Origin of the sequence: Georgenia soli, assembly GCF_002563695.1 — a bacterium.
GTDB classification, from domain to species: domain Bacteria; phylum Actinomycetota; class Actinomycetes; order Actinomycetales; family Actinomycetaceae; genus Georgenia; species Georgenia soli.
Genome location: NZ_PDJI01000004.1, coordinates 2041384 through 2059780, shown reverse-complemented (window position 1 = coordinate 2059780; position 18397 = coordinate 2041384). Strand labels below are relative to the sequence as shown.

At 70.5% G+C, this 18397-nt stretch carries 17 protein-coding genes; 14 read left to right on the top strand and 3 right to left on the bottom strand.

Annotation, left to right across the window (positions count from 1 at the left end):
- Positions 1–197: 197 nt before the first annotated feature.
- Positions 198–1172, bottom strand: coding sequence for a helix-turn-helix domain-containing protein (locus tag ATJ97_RS10585; protein ID WP_098483713.1), 975 nt, complete (start codon positions 1170–1172; stop codon positions 198–200).
- A 67-nt stretch (positions 1173–1239) separates the two neighbouring features.
- On the opposite strand from ATJ97_RS10585, the gene ATJ97_RS19490 reads away from it, so the two are divergent.
- The 6 genes from ATJ97_RS19490 (at position 1240) to ATJ97_RS20575 (ending at position 5587) form a co-directional block, all read left to right on the top strand.
- The gene (locus ATJ97_RS19490) at positions 1240–1437 is read left to right on the top strand and encodes a hypothetical protein (RefSeq protein WP_143426989.1); all 198 of its coding nucleotides are present in this window, start codon (positions 1240–1242) and stop codon (positions 1435–1437) included.
- A 97-nt stretch (positions 1438–1534) separates the two neighbouring features.
- Positions 1535–1795 (top strand): hypothetical protein, encoded by a 261-nt coding sequence (locus ATJ97_RS10580; RefSeq protein ID WP_098483712.1) that lies wholly within the window; start codon positions 1535–1537, stop codon positions 1793–1795.
- Between the two features lie 89 nt (positions 1796–1884).
- Complete coding sequence (locus ATJ97_RS10575) at positions 1885–2556, top strand: alpha/beta hydrolase (RefSeq protein WP_098483711.1); 672 nt, start codon at positions 1885–1887, stop codon at positions 2554–2556.
- 86 nt (positions 2557–2642) lie between these two features.
- A complete protein-coding gene (locus ATJ97_RS10570; RefSeq protein WP_098483710.1) occupies positions 2643–3167 on the top strand; it encodes an ASCH domain-containing protein in 525 nt (174 codons plus the stop codon).
- Positions 3168–3280: 113 nt separating this feature from the next.
- The gene (locus ATJ97_RS10565) at positions 3281–4336 is read left to right on the top strand and encodes an endonuclease/exonuclease/phosphatase family protein (RefSeq protein WP_170037377.1); all 1056 of its coding nucleotides are present in this window, start codon (positions 3281–3283) and stop codon (positions 4334–4336) included.
- Positions 4337–4444: 108 nt separating this feature from the next.
- Entirely contained in the window at positions 4445–5587 is a 1143-nt protein-coding gene (locus tag ATJ97_RS20575) for a GNAT family N-acetyltransferase (protein WP_098483708.1), read from the top strand.
- A gap of 3 nt (positions 5588–5590) precedes the next feature.
- Here ATJ97_RS20575 and ATJ97_RS10555 read toward each other — a convergent pair whose 3' ends face one another.
- Both ATJ97_RS10555 and murQ read right to left on the bottom strand, forming a co-directional pair.
- Entirely contained in the window at positions 5591–6379 is a 789-nt protein-coding gene (locus ATJ97_RS10555; protein WP_098483707.1) for an alpha/beta hydrolase family protein, read from the bottom strand.
- Between the two features lie 198 nt (positions 6380–6577).
- Positions 6578–7495 (bottom strand): N-acetylmuramic acid 6-phosphate etherase, encoded by a 918-nt coding sequence (murQ, locus tag ATJ97_RS10550; protein ID WP_245862377.1) that lies wholly within the window; start codon positions 7493–7495, stop codon positions 6578–6580.
- A gap of 293 nt (positions 7496–7788) precedes the next feature.
- Here murQ and ATJ97_RS10545 point away from each other — a divergent pair, with 293 nt between their 5' ends.
- The 8 genes from ATJ97_RS10545 (at position 7789) to ATJ97_RS10510 (ending at position 18375) form a co-directional block, all read left to right on the top strand.
- Complete coding sequence (locus tag ATJ97_RS10545) at positions 7789–9486, top strand: ABC transporter substrate-binding protein (RefSeq protein ID WP_170037374.1); 1698 nt, start codon at positions 7789–7791, stop codon at positions 9484–9486.
- Between the two features lie 122 nt (positions 9487–9608).
- Entirely contained in the window at positions 9609–10604 is a 996-nt protein-coding gene (locus ATJ97_RS10540) for an ABC transporter permease (RefSeq protein ID WP_098483705.1), read from the top strand.
- Entirely contained in the window at positions 10597–11640 is a 1044-nt protein-coding gene (locus ATJ97_RS10535) for an ABC transporter permease (protein ID WP_098483704.1), read from the top strand. Before ATJ97_RS10540 ends, ATJ97_RS10535 begins: the two co-directional genes overlap by 8 nt.
- Positions 11637–12542, top strand: a complete 906-nt coding sequence (locus ATJ97_RS10530; protein WP_098483703.1) for an ABC transporter ATP-binding protein — start codon at positions 11637–11639, stop codon at positions 12540–12542. Before ATJ97_RS10535 ends, ATJ97_RS10530 begins: the two co-directional genes overlap by 4 nt.
- The gene (locus ATJ97_RS10525) at positions 12526–13350 is read left to right on the top strand and encodes an ABC transporter ATP-binding protein (RefSeq protein ID WP_098483702.1); all 825 of its coding nucleotides are present in this window, start codon (positions 12526–12528) and stop codon (positions 13348–13350) included. The genes ATJ97_RS10530 and ATJ97_RS10525 overlap by 17 nt, the downstream gene beginning before the upstream one ends.
- A complete protein-coding gene (locus ATJ97_RS10520) occupies positions 13322–14908 on the top strand; it encodes a beta-N-acetylhexosaminidase (RefSeq protein ID WP_170037371.1) in 1587 nt (528 codons plus the stop codon). Before ATJ97_RS10525 ends, ATJ97_RS10520 begins: the two co-directional genes overlap by 29 nt.
- The gene (locus ATJ97_RS10515; protein WP_170037368.1) at positions 14901–17201 is read left to right on the top strand and encodes a GNAT family N-acetyltransferase; all 2301 of its coding nucleotides are present in this window, start codon (positions 14901–14903) and stop codon (positions 17199–17201) included. The genes ATJ97_RS10520 and ATJ97_RS10515 overlap by 8 nt, the downstream gene beginning before the upstream one ends.
- Positions 17170–18375: an exo-beta-N-acetylmuramidase NamZ family protein gene (locus ATJ97_RS10510; protein ID WP_098483699.1), complete on the top strand. Its 1206-nt coding sequence runs from the start codon at positions 17170–17172 to the stop codon at positions 18373–18375. Before ATJ97_RS10515 ends, ATJ97_RS10510 begins: the two co-directional genes overlap by 32 nt.
- Positions 18376–18397 lie beyond the last annotated feature (22 nt).

The window sequence follows — 18397 nt, the reverse complement described above, 5'->3', positions numbered from 1 at the left end:
CCCGCCGGACGGGTGGCCCCCATCGTCCCCCCCTGCCGCCTGCCCAACTGACTCCTGGCCGCCCTGTGCGACTCCTGGACGGTTCGCGACGGCTCCTAGTCGCACAGACCGGCTAGAAGTCAGCGAGGACCAGGGGGAAGTGGGGCCGTGAGAGACCGCGGTGCTGCGGCCCGGTGCCGTGGCAGGCACCTCCGCACTCAGGCCGTGACCTCCACCGGCTCGCGCGGGGCCGTGCGGAACCGGCGACGGTACTGCTGTGGGCTCAGCCCCCGCACGCGCCGCAGGTGGTGTCGCAGCGTCGCGGCGTTCATAAACCCGACGTCGTTCGCGATCTGGTCGACGGACCGGTCGGTCCCCTCGAGCAGCTGCTCGGCCCGGTGGAGGCGCTGCGTGGTGATCCAGGCGTGCGGCGTCGTGCCCGTCTCCGCGCGGAAGCGCCGGGCGAAGGTGCGCGGCGACATCGCGAACCGTGCGGCGAGGTCGTCGACGGCGAGCTCCTCGTCCAGGTGCTCGACGATCCAGGTGAGCACCGGACCGAGCGTCTCGCTGTCGCACTCGGGCACGGGGTTGGCGATGAACTGCGCCTGGCCGCCCTCGCGCTGCGGCGGCACCACCATGCGGCGCGCGACCAGGCTGGCCGCGGCGGCGCCGAACTCCTCGCGCCACAGGTACAGGGACGCGTCCAGCCCGGCGGCCGTGCCGGCCGAGGTGAGGACGCGGTCGTCGTCGACGTAGAGGACCTCGGGGACCACGTGCGCCTTGGGGAAGCGGGCGGCCAGCTCGTCGGTGTGCATCCAGTGAGCGGTGCACCGACGCCCGTCGAGCAGCCCGGCCGCCCCGAGCGCGAACGCCCCCGAGCACACCGACATCACCCGCGCGCCGCGCGCGTGCGCCTCCCGAAGCGCCTCGACGACCGCCGGCGGCACGTCGGCGGCGCGCGGCACCGCCGGGATGACGACGAGGTCGGCGTCGGCCGCACGGTCCAGGCCGTGGTGCACCTGCAGGTCGAACCCCATCGACGTCCGCACGGTCCCCGGCTCCGGCGCGCACACGGCGAAGTCGAACGTGGGCAGCCCCATCTCAGAGCGGTCCATGCCCCACGACTCACACACCACGCCGAGCTCGAACGGGGAGACGCCGTCGTAGACGATCGCGACCACGTTGGTGATCATGCGGACCATCGTCCCACGGATGTGGCAGGAAATCGATGGAACGGGGCATAGCTGCCACTGGTGGCAGATGAACAACGACAGCAGTATTTCTGCCATGGGCATCGCACCACTTATCTGGCTGATCGCGGGGCTGGCGCTCGCGGTCTACACGCTCCACCTCCTGCGCGTCGTCCGCGACGACGACCGCGGCCACGCCTTCACCCACCGTCCCTCCCCGCAGAGCCACCCGACGGACAGCACCGCCTGGCCGCCGCGTGCGGCCTGAGGGCGCTGACGCCGCACGGACCCCGCCCCGACGGCGCCGGCCCGTACCCCACCCGGACGTCCTGACCACCCACCTCAGACACACAAGGAGAAATCCGATGGAGCCCTACGTCGGGCACCCGCACGAAGTTCTCGGCCGGATCCGCCTGGACGAGGCCCTGGCCGCCGCCGAGCTCGCGCGCCTCCTGCGCGAGCAGCCGGACCGCGTGGTCCGGCGTCCCCTGCCGGGCGCCGCCCTCGTCGCGCGGCTGCGTGAGCGCGTCGGCGCCGGTCGCGTCGCCGCCGCCCGCGCACGGACGACAACGGCATCTGCGCGCACCGCTGCGGGGCAGGCCTCGCTCGGGGTCGCCGACTGCTGACGACGGCGCCGGCTGACCCCCGGCCCGCGGCGAGCGCCCGACGGACCGCCGGGCGGAATGCCGCGCCGCCTGGCGGGGTTCACCCCCGCATGACCCTCTCCATCGACCGCGACACCGTCCGGTGGTCCGCTCCCGCCGGCAGCCGCGCCGGCCGTCCCCTGCTGGTGCTCCTCCACGGCTACGGCTCCAACGAGAACGACCTCTTCGGACTGGCCCCGCACCTGCCGGCGGACGCCGTCGTCGCGTCCCTGCGCGCCCCCGGCACCAATCGGGTCGGCTATGAGTGGTTCCCGCTCGACGGCGAGCTCGCCGGGCCTCTCGGCCACCGCCAGACCCCGACGACGGACCGCCTGCGCGAGGACGGCACCAACACCGCGGCGCTCGCGGTGCTGGACTGGCTCGACAGCCTGGACGAGGCCCCGTCCGCCGTCGGCCTGCTGGGCTTCTCCCAGGGCGGGGCGGTCGCGGTCCAGGCCATGCGGCAGCGCCCGGAGGCCGTCGACCACGTGGTGCTGCTGTCCGGGTTCGTCGCGCCGGGGGACCTGCCCGGCGACGCCGTGCTCGCCGAGCGTCGCCCGCCGGTGCTCTACTCGCGCGGCGCCGCGGACCCGGTCATCGCCTCCTTCCTGGTGGACCGGACCGACGCCTGGCTGCCGCGGCACTCCGAGCTCACCGCCTCCGTCCATCCCGGCCTCGGGCACGGCGTCTCCGCGGACACCGTCGCTGAGGTGCACGCGTTCCTCCAGGCTCAGTACGCCTGACGGGCGGGTCGCCACCGCCCGACGGGCGGGCCCGGTACGCGTGAAGGGGGCGGCCCGGACCCCGCGCTGCTGCCAGACTCGCTCCCATGGAGACCACCGCCCCGAGCGACGACGCCCTCGAGTACTTCTGGGCCGAAGCCCGCAAGGTCCTCGGGCTGACCAAGATCGAGCCCATCGGCGGCGTCGGCACCGCGGGGTCCCTCACCCCGCCGGCCTGGTCCTTCGGCGACAGTGCCGAGATGGCCGACGAGCTCCTCGCCCTCGTCCTCGCCGGCCGCAAGACGGCCACCTCCAGCGCCCTGTGGGAGTGGGAGGCCGACGGCGAGGCTCTGCCCGAGCCGGGTGCGCTCGGCATCCTCTGCGACGGGTCCGGGGAGCCGCGGGCGCTGATCCGCACGGAGGCCGTCGAGGTGGTGCCGTTCGACCGTGTCCCCGCAGACCACGCGGCCGCCGAGGGCGAGGGTGACGGCTCGCTGGAGCATTGGCGCGAGGCGCACGCGGCGTACATCACCGAAGTGCTGGCCAAGGTCGGACGCACCTTCGCGCCCGACATGCCGGTGGTGCTGGAGCGCTTCGCCGTCGTCCATCCCAAGCCCCGCCGACAGCGGTAGAGGAGGGCGCGGCCCACGCCACGCGATCGCCTCTGCCCGCGCCACGCCGATCGCCTCGGCCCACGCCGCGCGATCACCCCGGGCCGCCCCGTCCCGGGTGCTTCAATGACGGCGTGCGCGTGATCGGCTGGCTCCTCGTCCTGCTGCTGGGCGCCGCCGCCGTGCTCACCGTCAACCCCGAGTGGCTCGCCAGGGTGAACCCGGAGTGGGCGGGCCTGACCACCACGTACCCGCTCGTCCAGGTCATCGCGCTGCGCCCGCTCCTCGCGGCGCTCTTCGCCGTCGTCGGCGTCGTCGTGCTGATCGTCGGCGTCGTGCGGAAGTCCTGGTTCTCCGGCGGCAACAAGAGCTTCCTGCTCGGGGCGGTCCTCCTGGGCGTCGCAGCGGCGCACGCCTGGTACGTGTGGGACCGGGGGCTGGCCAACCCGCACGAGCTCACCGCGGACCGCGGCCTGCGCGAGGCCGACGCCGGCGACGGCACGATCACCGTGCTGACCTACAACACCCTCGAGGGCCGCACCGGCGCCGACGACGTCGCGGCGCTCGCCGAGGAGACCGGCGCGGACGTCCTCGTCCTGAACGAGACGTCGCAGCTCCAGGCGCAGCAGGTCGCCACCTACCTCGGCGCCGACGGCGAGACGTTCCAGGTCTTCGCCGCCAGCGCCGGCCACGAAGGCGCGGCGGACGCCCCCACCACCACGCTCCTGGTCTCCTCCGCGATGGGCGAGTACGTGCAGACCGACGGGCCGGCCACCGAACGCGTCTCGGTCCGGGCCGAGCCCGCCTCCGGCGTCGGCCCGGTGCTCGTGGGCGTGCACGCTATGGCCCCCGTCCACGAGACGCACGAGGCGTGGCTGACCGACCTGGAGGCGATCGTCGGGCTGTGCGGCCCCGGCGGCCCCGACGGACTGATCCTGGCCGGCGACCTCAACGCGACCCTCGACCACGCACCGCTGCAGGACCTCGGCCGGTGCGTCGACGCCGGCGTGGAGGCCGGCCTCGGCGGGATCGCCACGTGGCCCTCGCGGCTGCCCGTCTTCCTCGGCTCGACAATCGACCACGTGCTCGTCGACCCCGCCCGCTACGACGTGACGGCGGCGCTCGTCGCCGAGCGCGGTCGCAGCGACCACCGGGGAGTCGTGGTGCGCCTGCACCCGACCAGCCCCTGACCCGACCAGCCCCTGACCCGACCAGTCCGTGACTCGGTTCCGTCCGCCCCGGGACGTGGGCGCCAAAAAACGTGGTGCCCGCGCGGCGGCCGGTGCGATCCTCCCGGCATGGAGATGCGCGTCGTCGAGGTGCCGCGGCCCCCGCACACCGACGCGCCGGCGTCGGCAGCGGTGCAGGCGTGGCACGAGGTCTTCGCCGAGTCCATGCGTGCCGTCCTCGGCCACGACGACTTCGCCGACCCGCCCGCCGCTCTCGTCGCCATGCTCGCCGAGCAGCGCCACGCCGCCCGGACGCTGCTGGTCGCCCTCCGCGACGGCGCGGGAGCCGGGGACGACGCCGGAGCCTCCCTGCCGTCCGACCCCGCAGACGTCCTCGGCTACGCGTGGTTCTCCCTGCCGCGCACCGACAACCACCACCTCGCCGAGGCGGAGGTCGTGGTCCGGCCCGCCGCCCGGCACCGCGGCGTCGGGACCGCGCTGTGGCACGCCGCCGAAGAGCGGATCCGCGCGGCCGGCCGTGCCACGGTGACCACCTGGACCTCCCACGCGGCCGAGGCGCCCGAGGGCAGCGACGCCGTCGTCCCGCGCACCGGCGTCGGCCGGATTCCCGCGGACGACGACGCAGCCCGCTTCGCGCGCCGGCACGGGTTCGCCCTCGAGCAGGGCGAGCGGCAGTCGACGCTGCACCTGCCCGTGGACCCCGACCGGGTGACCGCGTGGCGCGGCGAGGCGGAGGCGGTGGCCGGGCCGGACTACCGCCTCGTGCAGTGGACCGACCGGGCCCCCGAGGAGTGGCTCGACTCCCTCGCCGAGCTCCAGCGGCGGATGAGCGTCGACGTGCCCCTCGGGGGCCTGGACTTCCGCGAGGAGGCCTGGGACGCGCAGCGCATCCGGGACATGGAGGAGGAGCTGGCCGGCGCGGACCAGCGCTACGTGCTCAGCGCGGCCGAGCACGTGCCCGGCGGGGAGCTCGTCGCGTTCACGTACGTGGTGCTCCCGCGCAGCCGGCCCGAGGTGGCGTACCAGTACAACACCCTCGTCCACGGCGAGCACCGGGGCCGCCGCCTCGGTCTGCTCGTCAAGGCGGCGAACCTCCAGCTCCTCGCGACGACGCAGCCGGCCCTGCGGCGCCTGCACACCTGGAACGCCGGGGAGAACCGGCACATGCTGGCCATCAACGAGCGGATGGGGTTCGTGCCCGCCAGCCTCGAGGGGGCCTGGCAGCGCCGCTACGACGGCGAGGCGGACTGAGCCTCAGCGGCTCCCGAGCTCCTCCCGGTCGAAGCGCAGGTGCTCCGCGACCCAGTCCAGCGCGAGCTCGACGACCACGTCGATCCGGTCCCGCATCCCGTGCGCGGCGCCGTCGACCACCTCCAGGCGTGACCCGGCGGGCAGGAGCGGCAGCCCCTCCCGGCTCAGGGCCACCAGGTCGGTGCCCGCCTCGTCCTCCTCGCCGTGGATGAGCAGCACCGGCACGCGCACGCCGCCCAGCAGCTCTGCGGGGTTGATGAGGGAGTAGTCCGCCAGGGTCTGCTTGGAGATCACCGAGTACTCGCGGGTGGCGGCCTCGTTGTCGTCGGGGATGCGGGCGTAGCCGTGCTGCTCGAGGTCGTCGAGCTGGCCGGGGGAGAAGATCTCCTCCCACGGGTAGGACATCGGGCCCGTGAGCGGCCCGGTCAGCACCATCGTGACGACGTCGGGCGGCTGGGCGCGCATCGCGGCGAGCGTGCCGAAGGAGTGGGCGTGGACCACCTGCACCGGGTAGCCCTGCTCCGTGAGCCAGGCCGACGCCGAGCGCAGGTCCTCGACCTCCCCGGCGACCGTGACGACGTCGTCGCCGCTGGCGCCGCACCCGGAGAAGTCGAGCTGCAGGGTGGCGTGACCGGCGGTGCGGTAGGCGGAGGCGAGGATGTCGAACCGCATCGAGGAGTGGCGGTCCGAGAGGAAACCGTGGGCGAAGAGCACCGCCGTCGTCCCCGTCCCGGGTTCGAAGGTGCCCGCGAGGATGACACCCCGCGGCGTGGCGATCTCGACCTCGGCCATGTCTCCACCGTAAAGGGCGGGTATGGGTGGGGTGAGGGGCTCACCTCCTCGTCTCGCCATGCGATCGGGTACGTGCCGCCTTTCGGGCGCGGCCCGACGGCGGCTCGGGGCGCCAGGTGCTGACGACGGCGGCCGGTCAGGCGCTGACGACGGCGGCCACCCCGTTCCGGTGCGGAACCGCTGAGGTCCGACCGGGGCTCAGGCGCTCAGGGCGCGGCGCAGGAAACCGTTGGCCCGGGCCAGCAAGCCACGTGCCGTCGGCGCATCGACGTCGCGCGTGATGCAGACGATCGCCGTCTTCACCTCCTGATCGGCTGCGGCGAGCGCAGCCCGGGCAGTCTCGACGTCGACCCCGGTGATCTCTCGCACCAGATTCTGGGCCCGGACCTCAAGCTTGTGGTTGGAGGCCGACACGTCGACCATGAGGTTGCCGTAGGTCTTCCCCAGCTTCACCATCGACAGGGTCGACAGCATGTTGAGCACCTGCTTCTGTGCCGAACCCGCCTTCAGACGCGTCGATCCCGAGATGATCTCCGGCCCGACAACCACCTCGATCGGGAACTCGGCGGCTGCGGACAGACGCGATCCCTCGTTGCTCGACACCCCGACGGTCACCGCCCCGACGGCGCGGGCGGCCCGCATCGCGCCCAGCACGTAAGGGGTCCGCCCCGAGGCGGAGATCCCCACCACGGCGTCCTTCGCGTTCACGCCCAGCTCGTCCAGGTCCCGACGGCCGGCGTCCTCGTCGTCCTCCGCACCCTCGATGGCCGCGGTCAGCGCGGACGGACCTCCGGCGATGACGCCCTGCACCATCCACGGTTCGGTCGAGAACGTCGGCGGACACTCGGACGCGTCGAGCACACCGAGCCGACCGGGAGTTCCCGCACCGACGTAGAGGAGACGTCCGCCCGCGGCGAGCTGCGCGGCGACGGCGTCGACGGCCGCGCTGAGCGCGCGTGAGGCGGCGGCCACCGCGCGGGGCACCTCGGCCTCCGCCTCATTCATGGCGCGCACCATCTCGTCGGTGGTCATCAGGTCGAGATCGCGGTACGTGGGGTCGACCATCTCGGTGGTGAAGCCGTTAAGCGCATCAGGCTGAAAGGTCGGAGAGTCCACGTCGAGCTCCACTTCGTCAGGGATCGCATCGGTAGGGAATCTTCCGACTACGGATTGCGACTGGAGATTAACTACATGCTGAAAGCCCCGTCAACGTGCCGGTCCGGGCGCGTCAGAAAGTTTCCTCCGAGGCAGGTCGAGGTCGCGAAGGAAGTTGACGTAGTCGCGGGTCCACTCCTAACCTCGTCCTAAGTCCGTGACGGAGTGGTCATGCCTTCCACAGGCCGGATGCCTCGGTACGGAGGAACGTCAGCGTTTTCTGGGCAATGCCTGGGGACTTGGAAGGAACAAAGATGTTGACCAAGAGCGGTTGGAAGAGGGCAGCTGTTGCTGCGCTCATGGCTGGTGTGCTGGGGCTCTCGGCCTGTTCGGGCTCGGACTCCCCGGCCGGCGGCGGATCGTCCGCAGGGACGGAGGTGAAGACCGAGGGCCCCGTGCTGGCCGTGTTCGCGGGCTCCCAGACGCCCATCGTCGCAAACTTCAACCCGTACTCGCCGACGCTGCTTCCCGGCACGCTCGGCTCGATCTACGAACCTCTCTTCTTCTACAACAAGGCCGACGTCGGCGACCCCATCCCGCTGCTCGGTACCGAGTACGAATGGTCCGAGGACGGGACGTCGTTGAAGATCGGCATCCGCGAGGGCGCGAAGTGGAACGACGGCACCGACCTCACCGTCGATGACGTCATCTACTCCTTCACCAACGAGGCCGTGTCCATGGACTACCTGGCCGAGGCCGTGAAGGCGGACGACACCACCGTCGAGCTGAAGTTCAAGGAGCCCTCGTACACCAACGAGTACGCCATCCTCGGCTCCACCTACATCGTCCCGAAGCATGTATTCGAGAAGGAAGCCGATCTGGTGACCTTCACCAACGCCGAAGCCCCGGTCGGCACCGGCCCGTTCAAGCTCTCGACGGTCACCGACGCGTCCTACAACGTCGTGAAGAACGACAGCTACTGGGATGCGGAGCGCCCGACGATCAACGAGGTCCAGTACCTCGGCATCGACGGCAACTCCTCGGCCGAGTCGCTCTTCAAGGCCGGTCAGCTCGACTACTCGACGATGTTCGTCCCGGACCCGACGACGCTCACCGCCGACGGTCACCTCGGCTACCTGCGACTCAGCTCGCCCAACCCGCTCACCATCCTCACCTGCTCCAACGCAGAGCTCGGATGCGAAGGCGCGCAGACCGACAAGGCCGTGCGCCAGGCGTTCAGCAAGGTGCTCAACCGTGACGAGATCAACGAGAAGGCGTACTACGGTCACGCCAGCCTCGCCGCGCCGACGTTCACCCTCCCCGAGCGTGACGAGCAGTGGATCAAGGACGGCCTGCCGCAGCTCGTCGACGGTGGCGCCGACGTCGAGGAGGCGAAGAAGATCCTCGAGGACGCCGGTTACACGCTCGGTGGCGACGGCATCTACGCCAAGGATGGCCAGCGCGCGTCCTTCACCGTCAACTCCGTCGAAGGTTGGTCCGACGCCAACGCCGCGGCCGAGCTGATGGTCTCCCAGGCCAAGGCTGCCGGGATCGAGGTCAAGTCCGAGACCGTGACCCTCGACCAGTACACGGAGGATCGTCAGGTCGGCGACTACGAGATGATCATCTCCGCGCTGTTCGGCACCCCGATCTCCGATCCGTACACGATCTACCGCAACTCGTTCACCACGGACTACACGACCCCGGTCGGTACCCCGCTCGACGCGCGTCAGACCAACTTCGCCCGGTACTCGAACCCGGTCGTCGACGAGGCCGTCCACACTGCCGCCCAGACGAACGACGAGGCTGTGAAGAAGGAGGCCTACGGCAAGATCCAGGAGGCCATCGTCGAGGATGTCCCGTACATCCCGCTGTTCCACGGTGGTTCCCAGACCTTCTACAACCAGGACGACTTCGACGGTTGGCCGACCGAGGACAACAAGTACGCCTTCCCGGCTTCCTGGGACGCCCTCCAGGCCGCGTACGTCATGTCGCAGCTGACCTACAAGTAGCCAGCATCGTCGGTGTGGGGGGTGGCCCGGGCCGCTCCCCACACCGACGTTCGCTGTTCCCCACTCACACGTTTCGTCGCGCCGGACCGCCCCGGTCCGGGGCCGGCGAAGAAGGGCCAGTCGTGAAGTACTACCTTCGCCGGATCGTCTTCTACCTGATCACGCTGTGGGCGGCGATCTCGTTGAACTTCATGTTGCCGCGCCTCATGCCCGGTGACGCGAGGGCGATCTTCATCGACAAGCTCATGCGCCGCGGCGGCGAGATCACTCCTGCCATGGAGAACTCCATCGACCTCGTCTTCGGCACCGCGGACTCCTCTCTCTGGGAGCAGTACCTCCGCTACTGGGGCAACCTGCTGCGCGGCGACCTCGGCATCTCGATCACCAAGTTCCCGGCTCCGGTCACCGAGCTGATCGCCGCCGCGCTCCCGTGGACCCTGATCCTGGTCGGCACCGCCACCGTCATCTCGTTCATCCTGGGCGTCGCGCTCGGCGCCCTCGCCGGCTGGAAGCGCGGCACGGCCGCCGACGCCATCATCCCCGGCATGACGCTCCTGCAGTCGGTGCCCTACTTCTGGCTCGCCCTCATCTTCGTCGCCTACTTCGCGGTCCAGTTCCGCCTCTTCCCGATCATCGGCGGCTACTCCCTGCGGGACTTCCCGGCCGGTCCGGAATGGAGCTGGGCGTTCGCCCAGAGCGCGCTCTACCACGCGGTCCTTCCCGCCATCACGATCATCATCGCCTCCGTCGGCGGCTGGGTGCTCGGCATGCGCAACATGATGGTCTCCACGCTGTCCGAGGACTACGTCGTGACGGCCGAGGCCAAGGGCCTCACCCGGGGCCGCATCTTCACCTGGTACGCGGCCCGCAACGCGGCGCTCCCGTCGATGGCGGCCTTCGGCATCACACTCGGCTTCGTCGTCGCCGGCTCCATCGTCATGGAGCAGGTGTTCACCTACCCCGGCATCGGCAAGCTCATGATCAACGCCGTGCAGGACAAGGACTACGCGCTCATGCAGGGCGTGTTCCTCGTCATCACCGTGACCGTGCTCGCCGCCAACTTCGTCATGGACCTCATCTACGGCCTCATCGATCCGAGGGCTCGCAACAATGTCTGACAAGCAAGCAATCATCGACGTCGAGCTGGCTCCCGCCTCCGTGCCCGGTCAGATCACCATCACGGACCAGACGGTCGACGAGACCGGGGGCAGGCGCTCGAAGCGCCGCCACCTCCTGGGCGTCGACCTCCCGCGCATGGACGTGAAGCTCGGGCTCGGCCTCTTCCTCACGCTGTCGATCGTGCTGTTCGCCATCCTCGGCCGCTACTTCACGCAGGACCCGCGCAACTACGACAACCCGACGTTCGCGCCCCCGAGCGCGGAGCACCTGCTCGGCACCAACAACCTGGGCGCCGACGTCCTCGCACAGATGGCCGAGGGCGCCCGCGGCTCGCTGCTCGTGGGTGTGACCGCCGGCTTCATCGCCGTCGTGCTGTCGCTCCTCTTCGGCATCGTGGCGGGCTACCTGGGCGGCTTCGTCGACGAGATCCTCTCCCTCATCACCAACATCATGCTGGTGATCCCCGGCCTGCCGCTCGTCATCGTCATCGCCTCCTACATGGAGACGCGTTCGATGTGGATCATCGCGCTGGTCCTCGGGTTCACCTCGTGGGCGGGTTCGGCCGTCGTCCTCCGGCTCCAGGCGAAATCGCTGCGGACGAGGGACTACGTCGCGGCCGCGAAGGTGGCCGGCGAGCGGACCCACCGGATCGTGCTCGTCGAGATCCTTCCCAACCTGCTGCCCCTCCTCGCCGCGATGTTCCTCTCCGCCGTGGTCCTCGCGATCCTCTCCGAGGCGGGCCTGTCGTTCCTCGGCCTCGGTCCGTCGGGCGCGATCACGTGGGGCACGATGCTCAACCAGGCGTCGCAGCACAACGCGTTCCACGTGGGTGCGTGGTGGTGGTTCCTGCCGCCGGGTGCGCTCATCGCGCTGCTCGGCTGCGGCCTGTCCCTGATCAACTTCTCCATCGACGAGACGATCAACCCGAAGCTGCGCAGCGCGCCGGAGGCAGTCCGCGCGGTCCGCAAGGCGGAGAAGACCGCCCGTCGCAACCAGCGCGCGAAGGCCGCCCAGCGAAAGGTGGTCCAGCCATGACCGGCTCCGCACCGCTCAGCACCCCGGACCACGCGGACTACATGGCCGCCCGCGAGCCGGTCCTCACGGCCGAGCACGTCACCATCGACTACCAGGCGGAGCGTCCCGTGCGCGCCGTGGACGACGTCTCGCTCGTCCTCAACCGTGGTGAGATCCTCGGCCTGGCAGGGGAGTCGGGCTGCGGCAAGACGACGCTGGCCTACGGCATCAACCGTCTGCTGAAGCCGCCGGCGATCCTCCGCTCGGGCGCTGTCACTCTGCACGACAAGAACGGCGCGGACATCGACGTGGTCGGCCTCGTCGACGAGGACCTCCGCAAGTTCCGCTGGGACAAGACGTCCATGGTGTTCCAGGGCGCGATGAACGCCCTCAACCCGGTGCTGTCCGTGAAGGCGCAGCTCTCCGACGTCTTCACCACCCACCGTCCGTCGATGTCCAAGCAGGAGCGGCAGGCCGCCTCCGAGGAGCTGCTGTCGCTCGTCGGCGTCGATCCGGCACGACTCACCGCCTACCCGCACGAGCTCTCGGGCGGTATGCGGCAACGCGTGATGATCGCGATGGCGCTGGCGCTGAAGCCCCAGGTGATGATCATGGACGAGCCGACGACGGCGCTCGACGTGGTCGTCCAGCGCGGCATCCTGCGTGAGGTCATGCGCCTGCGGGAGCAGTTCAACTTCGCGGTCATCTTCATCACCCATGACCTGCCCATGCTGCTCGAGATCTCCGACCGCATCGCGGTCATGAAGGCGGGCAGGATCGTCGAGATCAACACGTCCGAGAACATCTACGAGCGCCCGCAGCACGACTACACGAAGCAGCTGCTGCGCTCGTTCCCGTCGCTGCTCGGCGATCGCGGCGGATTCGTTCGCGGCAAGGAGGAAGCACATGTCGCTCGAGGTTGATCACGTCACCAAGCGGTTCAAGATTCGCAAGGGGCTCCGCTCCTCGGATCTCGTCGCCGTCAACGATGTGTCGTTCAGCATCCAGCCGGGGCAGACCGTCGCGCTCGTCGGTGAGTCCGGCTCGGGCAAGTCCACCATCGCGAAGATGATCCTGCGGCTCGAACAGCCGACGCAGGGCAGCATCACGATCGACGGCGTCGACTCCCGCGAGGGCGGACTGCGGAACTACCGGCGTCTCGTCCAGATGGTGTTCCAGGACCCGTTCGCGTCGCTCAATCCGTACCACTCGATCGGTCACCACATCGAACGGCCGCTACGCCTCCACAAGAAGGTCTCCGGCAAGCAGGAGACGCGGGAGACGGTCGCCGAGCTGCTGCAGCGCGTCAACCTCGATCCGGACATGGCGGATCGCCGACCGCACGAACTCTCCGGTGGTCAGCGTCAGCGCGTCGCCATCGCACGGGCACTCGCGCCCGGTGCGCGGTACCTGATCGCCGACGAGCCCGTGTCGATGCTCGACGTCTCCATCCGTCTCTCGGTGCTCAACCTGCTGGCCCGTCTGCAGCGTGAGGAGAACCTGGGCGTCCTCTACATCACGCACGACCTCGCCACCGCCCGTCACTTCTCTGACGACATCATGGTGATGTACAAGGGCAACGTCGTCGAACGAGGAGCATCGGACGACGTCATCCTCAGCCCCCAGCACGACTACACCAAGCTGCTGCTGGATGCGGCGCCCGAGCCGGCGAACCACGGCAAGCTTCGGCAGGAAGTTCGCGATGAACACCTCGCGTCGCAGACCAGGTAGCGCCGAGGCGGCCGCCAGGACCCTCTGCCTCGTCCCGAGTCCTTCCGTCGTCGACGAACAGCCCGGCAGCGTCTCGCTGCCGTCCTCGCTCGGCATCACGGGCAACGACGTCGCCATTCAGGCGGTGCGCCCGTTGCTGCGCACGCTCGAGGACTGCGGGGCGATCCAGCAGTGGAGCCGCGCCGACGACGGCTTCGTCACGATCGAGATCAACGATCTCGACGACGAGGCCTACTCCCTGCGCATCGACGACGACCGGATCATGCTGAGCGGGTCGGACCGCGGCGTGCGGCACGGGGTGCAGACGCTGCTCGCGCTCCTGCCGTCGGCCTGCCTCATGCCAGGTTCGGGAGCCCGGGCCATCCTGCCGACGGTGTCCATCGCCGACGCCCCGCGACTCGGCTGGCGGGGGCTGCTCATCGACGTCGCCCGCCACTACATGCCCGTGAGCTGGCTCCGCACCGTCGTCGAGATGCTGGCGTTCCACAAGCTCAACGTGCTCCACCTGCACCTGACCGACGACCAGGGCTGGCGCATGCCCGTCGACGCGTTCCCGAAGCTGACCACCGTCGGTGCCCGGCGCCGGGAGACGCTCTCCGGTCCGGCCCCCGGCAACACGTTCGACGGACGTGCCCACGGCGGCGCGTACACCAAGGAGGAACTGCGCTCCCTCGTCGCGTTCGCGCGCGAGCGCGGCGTCATGGTCGTCCCCGAGATCGATCTGCCGGGCCACATGGTGGCGGCGATCTCCGCCTACCCCGAATGGGGCAGTGCCAGCGATCCGCTCGACGTGCTGACCACCTGGGGCATCTCGTCGGACATCATCAACGTGCGCCCCGAGACGGTCGACGCACTGCGCACGATCCTCGACGAGGTCATGGACGTCTTCGACTCGCCCTTCATCCATATCGGTGGCGACGAGGTCCCCACGAGGGACTGGGAGTCGTCGGCCGAGGTGGCGGAACTCATGGAGCGCGAGGGCATCACAGAGATCCGGCACGTGCAGGGCTGGCTCATGACGCAGCTGGTGGAGCATCTGAAGGCGGCCGGACGCACCCCGATCGTGTGGGACGAGGCCGTGGATGCCGGCATCGGCACCGACGTGATGGTGCAGGGGTGGCGCAGCCCGGAGGCGATCGACGCCGCCATCGCCGCGGGTCACCCGACGATCGCGTCGCCGCAGCAGCACTGGTACCTCAACTACTCGAACACGCTCGGTGAGGACGAACCGCTCGGCTACGGCGTCGGCAAGAACATCGCGACGTCGCTCGAGGAGGCGTTCGCCTACCGCGTGCCCGACCGGGCGACCGGCGCCGAGGCCGCCCTCTGGGCGGAGTACGTGAAGACCCCGGAGAAGGCATCGTTCCAGCTGCTGCCTCGTCTGGCCGCCGTCGCGGAACGGGCGTGGGCGGGCAACAACCTCACCTTCGACGAGTTCCTGCCCTCGGTGCGCGCACAGCTGGAGCGCTACGAGGCCCTCGGCTGGGCCCACCGACCGCTCGACGGTCCCGGTCCGCGCTGGTCCCGCACCCTCGAGAAGGATGGCGACGATGACTGACTCGGAACGTCGTGGGAGCGTCGACGGCTGGACGCTCGAGCAGGTCGTCGGCCAGCTCTTCTGCGTGTCGGTGGGGCACCACGTCGACGGTTCGTACGGCTTCACCGACACCGTCGACGAGGTGGGCGGCCTCATCCGCGACCTGCACCTCGGCGGCGTGTGCTACTTCCCGGCGGGGCCGGGCGGCGCGCAGCCGGCGGTGATCGCGGAGCAGCTCTCGGCGTTGCAGGACCACGCCGACGTGCCGCTGCTCATGACGATCGACCAGGAGGGCGGGCTGGTCACGCGCATGCGCGAGCCCTCCACCCGCTGGCCGTCCGCGATGGCGCAGGCCGCCGCGTTCGGTGGCCCCGAGGCGCGGTGGTCCAAGGTGACGGAGATGGCCCGCGCCTCCGGCCGGGAGCTGCGGGCCGTCGGTGTCTCCCAGACCTATGCGCCGGTCGCGGACACCAATGTCGAACCGAACAACCCCGTCATCGGCATCCGCTCCGCGAGCAGTGACGTCGCCGAGGTGGGCAAGTTCGTGGAGGCGAGCGTCCGAGGCTTCGCGGAGGCGGGCGTCGGGTCCTGCCTCAAGCACTTCCCGGGGCACGGGGACACCGCCGTCGACTCCCACTTCGGTCTCCCCACCCTCGACCTCACGCTCGAGGAGTGGCACGAGCGCGAGCGCGTCCCGTTCGCTGCGGGGATCGCGGCCGGCGTGGACGCGGTGATGATCGGCCACCTGCGGGCCCCGGGTCTGGACCCGTCGGGTGCACCCGCGACGTTCTCCCGCGCCATCGTGTCCGGCCTGCTCCGCGAGGGGCTGCGCTTCGACGGCGTCATCGTCACCGACGCCATGGACATGGCGGGCGCGCAGGTGCCCGAGGACGAGCGCGGCAGGTCGGGATCAGCCGTCGCCTGCGTCGCGGCGCTGGCCGCCGGCGTCGATCAGGTCCTGATGCCCAGGGACGTGCGCGAGGCCGTCGCCGCCGTCACGCACGCCGTGCGCGCCGGTGAGCTCGACGAGGAGCAGCTGCGTGCCTCGGCGAGGCGGATCGTCGCCCTGAAGACCAAGCTGGGACTGTTCGACGCCCCGGCGGGGCGGCGTGCGGACGTCGAGCGTCACGGGCGTCTGGCCCGGATGGCCGTCTCGCGGGCCCTCACGTGGCGGGACTCGGGGACATCGCTCCGGCTCGGCGACGATCGACCGCTCGTCGTGCTGCACGATCCCGAGCCCCCGAGCGCCGGCCGCGGCATCGAGGACGTCCCCACGGTGCTCGCGGACACCCTGCGCGGCCGGGGCTGGTCCGTCGAGCAGCTCCCGCTCGGCGCGGAGCTGCCGGAGGACGCCGACATCATCCTGATCACGCGCGACGCGTGGCGCTTCGGCACCGTGGCCGAGCAGGTGCGGGAGGTCGCGGGACGAGTCCGGATCGCCCTCGCGGCCCGATCGCCGTACGACTCCGCGTTCGTGCCCGAGCACGTCCCGATGCTGCTGGGCTACGGGGATCTCCCCGGGGTGGGTGAGGCCGTGGCCGACGCGCTGGTCGCCGGGGTGGCGATGGGTGCGCTGCCCGTCGACCTCCCCTCACCGACCGAGCCTTCGACACTGCGTTGGCGTCGAAGCGGATCTCCCGGCGCGTCCCCGGTCGCTGCCGTCACGATCCGCCCCTACCGCGACGAGGATCGTGCGGCGATCGGGCGCATCTGCCTCCGCACCGGCGACTCCGGCGGGGACGCGACGGGCAAGTTCTTCAGCGACGACCTGCTGCCGTGGATCTACGCCTATCCCTACGTGGACTACGAGCCCGAGTCGTGCAGGGTGGTCGACGTCGACGGTGAAGTGGTGGGGTACATCATCGGTGTCGCCGACGTCCGCGACTTCGTCCGGTGGTGGAAGGAGCACTGGCGCGCGGCCTTCGCCGCCCGATTCCCCGACGATCCGGCATGGACCGACCGGGAGCGCGCGCTCGTGCGCAAGGGTCTGGAACCGGCGCTGATGGTGCCCCCGTGGGTCGACGAGATCCCCGCCGAGCTCCACATCGACCTCCTCCCGGTCGTGCAGGGCATGGGACTCGGCCGAACGCTGGTCGACGAGTTCCGTGCCGTGATGCGGGAGCGAGGCGTGTCGCGTGTCGGCCTCGGCGTCGGAGGACGCAACACCGGTGCGATCGCGTTCTACCGACGCCTCGGCTTCGACGTCGTGCGCGAGCACCGCAACGCCGAGGGCGAGATCACCGGATACGCGATGTCGATCGACACGAGCGAAGGAGACGCTGATGCCGATGCCATCGGTGCAGCTGGGCGTTGACCGGCTGCTGGGGGACCACGGCCTCGTCGCGGGCGAGCGCTGGGGGCTGATCACCAACTACACGGGGGTCACCTCCGATCTCGAGCTCTCCTCCGTCGCGCTCCGGCGCAGCGGCGCCCCGCTCGCTGCGCTGCTCTCCCCGGAGCATGGCCTGCAGGGCACCGCCCAGGCGGGTGAGTCGGAGGCGTCAGGCAGCGACCCGCGCACCGGCCTCCCGGTCCTCGACACCTACATGCTCGCCGACGAGGCACTCGACGCCGCCATCCGGGAGCTCGACGTCGATGCGCTCGTCGTCGACATCCAGGACATCGGCGTCCGCTGCTACACGTACGTCTGGACGATGGTCGACTGCCTGCGCAGCGCGGCACGGCTCGGGATCCCGTTCCACGTGCTCGATCGCCCCAACCCGCTCGGTGGCCGCACCGTCTCCGGACCCGGTGTCGAGCCTGGTTTCGAGTCGTTCGTCGGACGTCTTGACGTGCCGATGCGCCACGGCATGACGATCGGTGAGATGGCTCGGGTTGCTGCGCAGCTGGATCGCGCCGGGGGGCACGACGTGCCGGACCCGAACGTCGTCGAGATGCGCGGCTGGAGCCGCTCCATGCTGTGGGCGGACACGGGCCTCGAGTGGATCATGCCTTCCCCCAACATGCCGACGCCGATCACCGCCCTGGCCTACGTCGGCACCGCGCTCTTCGAGGGCACCAGCCTCTCCGAGGGGCGTGGCACGACCCGCCCGTTCGAGCTCGTCGGGGCACCATGGATCGACGACCGGTACGTCGACGAACTCAACCGTCGTGAGCTGGCCGGGGTGCACTTCCGGAGCACGTCGTTCATGCCGACGTTCAGCAAGTGGCGGGGCGAGGCGATCGGCGGCGTGCAGCTGCATCTGCGCGATGCCCGTTCCTTCGATCCGCTCGTGACGGCGACGACGATGCTCGTCGTGGCGCAGCAGATGTTCCCCGACGATTTCGCCTGGAGCGAGCCGATGTGGGAGAACGGCGTTGCCCGTCCACACTTCGTCGATCTGCTGTGGGGTGGTGGAGAGCTTCGGGGCCTGGTCGAGACAGCGGACTTGGAGGCGATCGTCCGCGAGCTGGAGCGTGCGTCGGCCCTGCGCGACCGAGACTCAGAATGGCTCTTGTACGGAGATGAGGATGGCCATGGCCGCTAGCTGGGGTTCGAACCGGGGGTTC